Here is a 3,339-nt window from a genome sequence, read left to right as displayed (position 1 = left end):
TTGGAGCACTATTATGTGCCGACTCAGTTCTTTTTTATGGCTCTTGTGATCGGGGTGATCCCCATGCTGTTCAAAGAATCAGGGGCGAGAACCCATTTTAAATGGCAACATATATCGGTCCTCCTCGTTTCCGCTGTTTTGGTTGCCTCCATGGCCTTCCTCAGTCCGGAGAAGTCCGGAGAACCGATTACGACGCTGAATGCCTCTACGTTCCTCATGCTGTTTCTAGCCGGCTGGCTTGCAAGCATGGCCATGCTTCTGCCGGGAATCAGCGGATCGTTTATCCTGCTTTTATTAGGTGTGTACCCAACCGCCATCTATGCCTTGTCGGAATTTCATGTGCCATTGATTGTTACAATCGGATCGGGTGTCATCGTCGGTTTTATTGTAAGCAGTAAAGGCATTCGGTACGCGCTTGCCCGCTTTCCCCATATGACCTATGCCATCATCTTAGGGTTGATTGCAGGGTCTGTGTTTGTTGTATATCCCGGCTTGCCGGCCGATGGATCCACGATTGCGATTAGTGTCGTGACATTCGGCTTGGGACTGGGTGCGACAAGATTGTTGGTTATGGAACAAAAGTAATGACGAACCTGAACAAAACGAAGAATACCTCCAGGCAGTGGGATTTGGACTGGATCAAGGTGCTGGTCATGCTCATCGTGTTTCTGTATCATTGCTCGATGTTCGTGAACCCCTTTGATTGGCATATCAAGAACAACCAGATCGACACCTCCTATATGCTCGCATTTTCGCTGCTGGTCGGCTCTTGGATGATGCCGGTGTTCTTCGCGATCTCAGGCATCAGCACCTCCTTCGCTCTTAGGAAACGCAGCGGAGGCGCCTTTGTCCGGGAGCGGCTTTCTCGACTCGGTGTACCGCTGCTGCTCGGCATGTTTGTGCTCGCCCCCCCTCAGGTATATGTGGAACGTGAATCGACTGGACATTTTACTGGGAGCTTTCTCCAATTCCTGCCGCACTACTTTGACGGGGTGTATGTGGAGATCGGCGGAACGGGCAACTTCTCGATCGCGGGCCACCATCTCTGGTATTTGCTGCTGCTGCTCGTTTTCTCCGTGGTGACCCTGCCTGTATTCGTGAGGCTGCGGAAGGAGTGGAAGGACAAGCCATTCGGTCATCTGCAGTATGGGTTGCTCTTGATCCCGTTGCTCGCGGCCGCGCTTACGGTCAACGATGTGCTTAACCTCGCGAGCTGGGGAATCGTGCTGTATCTCCTGATTTACAGCTACGGCTTCCTGTTCTTCTCCAGGCCGGCCTTCAGGAGTTATGTGCATCGGTCCGGTTGGTGGACGGGCGCATCGTTCGGAGCGAGCCTGCTCGTCTGCGTCAGCTGGCCGATGATCGGGGGATTCCCGCCCGGCGGCACCGTAGAGTCGCTGCTATACACGGCGCTCCGAATGTTCATGGTATGGAATGCGATGTTCTTCATCTTCTATGTTGGACAGAGGTGGCTGACGAGGAAAAGCGGGTTCCTCACCTACGCCAGTGAGGCGTTGATGCCGTTCTATGTGCTGCACCAGCCTGTCATCGTGCTGATGGGGTACGGGCTGTATCAGCTGGAGCTTCCGCTCGGAACGAAGATGCTTCTGCTCATCTTGGGGTCATTCGCAATCATCATGGGCATGTATCATTTTGTCGTGAGGCGTGTAGAGGTTGTTCAATTTATGCTGGGTAATCCGGTGAACGCTAGGAAAGGGATGGCAACGTCGGAAATGAACAGAAGAGGGAGATCCACATATGGAGCATCGTGAGGCAAGTCTGGAGGAATGGAAAAGGTTGTTTGAGACGGCGATAGCCTTCAAGCAGCTGGAATGCTGGGAATGGATAGGGAACGAGGATTATTTTGTGGTGTCCGACCCTGAAACCGGCGAGCTCGGGTACTGTGTCGTGCTTGGGAACGGCGGAATGGAGTTTGGGCTGAATGTGTATATGGGCAAGGAAAGCGCCGGTTACCTTCAGAAGCTGCTGAATGATGACATTCAAGACAATGATGAATTTCTTAGGCAAACCAAGGCCATTGTAGTCAATTTCGAGGATCGCGGCGATCTGGAGAAGACGGATTTGGATTTGATTCGTCGTCTGGGGTACAAGTTTCGCGGTTCGAAGGAATGGCCGCTGTTCCGAAGCTATGAGCCGGGGCTCGTGCCTTGGACGCTTCATCAAGGGCAGGTCCGGTTTCTGACGACGGCATTGGAGCAAACGATTATGTATGCCCAGCGTCTTTATCTTGAACGAATGGGGAAAGTTCCAGTAGCTGAGGAGGCATATGGCAAGCGGCTTCACCGTGTTCCAACGATTCATGAGGATGGGGTTTCATGGAAGGATCAGTGGAGGCCGTTCGTCGAGGATATCGTTGAGGAAGAGCCTTATCAATATTCGGATGAGCTCATGCTGAAGCAGATTCAGAAGCAGATGCCAAGCGGCAATGACGTGTGGGAAAGCGATTATGATTTCGCACCTATCATAATTGGCGAGAAGGGTCAGAGAGGGTATTATCCGCGGCTCTGTCTTTGGGTGAACGGGAAGGATGGGATGATCCTGGACGCCGCTATTATTGAAGCCGTAGATTGTCGAGCGGAATATGTCAATCAGCTGCTCAAGCTGATCCGGAACAAGAATCGTAAACCGGCCCTTATTCGGGTTGGTTCGCACAAAGCCTATGCTGCACTGGAGCATGCGGCCGACAAGCTGGGGATCAAGCTGAAGCTGGACCGACGGCTTGACGCGCTTGACGAAGCCAGGGAAGCCATTATAGGCGGCATTGGTTAAGCTGCCGAACAGTGTCTGTGACTGACAGCCGCGGCTGGAACCGCGGCTGCAGGTACGAATGCTCAATACAACGGATATTTTACGCGCAAATCCTCGCGGTGTGTGACGAAGGAATCCTCGCGGATATAATGGCACACATAGGATCGACGCCAACGGTTGGTGCTTCTGTTCTTACCGGAAGAATGAATGAGCAGCTCGCTGAACAGCAGAATGTCACCCTTCTCCATCACAACGGGAATTTGTTTGCTCGTATCAACGCCCTCCGTCTCCTCCGTCCACGGCTCATGCTCTTCCACATTCTTGACTGCGCCATGAGGAAGCAGTCCCAGCTTATGCGTACCCGGCATGACCCACAAGCAGCCGTTCTCCTCGTCAATTCGTTCCTCCATAGCCGTCCAAGCCGCAATCATCGTCATCGGATCGTTCTTAATATAAGGCTGAGTTCTAGATAGTTGTTGCTTAGGAGGCGATTTGTTGAATTTGAGCCTCGCAGTAGTTTGACAGGTCTCTGCCAGTGGTTTTCATCGGCTGCATCAACGCCTGATGAAA

Annotated in this window: 4 protein-coding genes; 3 read left to right on the top strand and 1 reads right to left on the bottom strand. The window is 52.6% G+C overall.

Annotated features, from left to right (window positions below; all coding sequences use genetic code 11):
• The 3 genes from ACESLK_RS30055 to ACESLK_RS30045 all read left to right on the top strand — a co-directional run.
• The coding region (locus ACESLK_RS30055) for a DUF368 domain-containing protein (protein ID WP_373233533.1) at window positions 1–585 on the top strand (585 nt) is incomplete at its 5' end.
• Window positions 585–1,772, top strand: a complete 1,188-nt coding sequence (locus ACESLK_RS30050) for an acyltransferase family protein (RefSeq protein ID WP_373233532.1) — start codon at window positions 585–587, stop codon at window positions 1,770–1,772. The genes ACESLK_RS30055 and ACESLK_RS30050, both read left to right, overlap by 1 nt.
• The gene (locus ACESLK_RS30045) at window positions 1,759–2,790 is read left to right on the top strand and encodes a DUF7309 domain-containing protein (RefSeq protein ID WP_373233531.1); all 1,032 of its coding nucleotides are present in this window, start codon (window positions 1,759–1,761) and stop codon (window positions 2,788–2,790) included. Before ACESLK_RS30050 ends, ACESLK_RS30045 begins: the two co-directional genes overlap by 14 nt.
• Window positions 2,791–2,852: 62 nt before the next feature.
• Here ACESLK_RS30045 and ACESLK_RS30040 read toward each other — a convergent pair whose 3' ends face one another.
• A complete protein-coding gene (locus ACESLK_RS30040; protein WP_373233534.1) occupies window positions 2,853–3,305 on the bottom strand; it encodes a phytanoyl-CoA dioxygenase family protein in 453 nt (150 codons plus the stop codon).
• Window positions 3,306–3,339: the final 34 nt, after the last annotated feature.

The sequence above is a fragment of the Cohnella sp. genome (genome assembly GCF_041640265.1).
Classification (GTDB): Bacteria; Bacillota; Bacilli; order Paenibacillales; family Paenibacillaceae; genus Cohnella.
This window is presented reverse-complemented; position numbering and strand designations above follow the sequence as displayed.

Excerpts from the sequence above, each read along its gene's own strand:
- ACESLK_RS30050 (WP_373233532.1), top strand. The coding sequence starts at position 585 with ATGACGAACCTGAACAAAACGAAGAATACCTCCAGGCAGTGGGATTTG.
- ACESLK_RS30045 (WP_373233531.1), top strand. The coding sequence starts at position 1,759 with ATGGAGCATCGTGAGGCAAGTCTGGAGGAATGGAAAAGGTTGTTTGAG.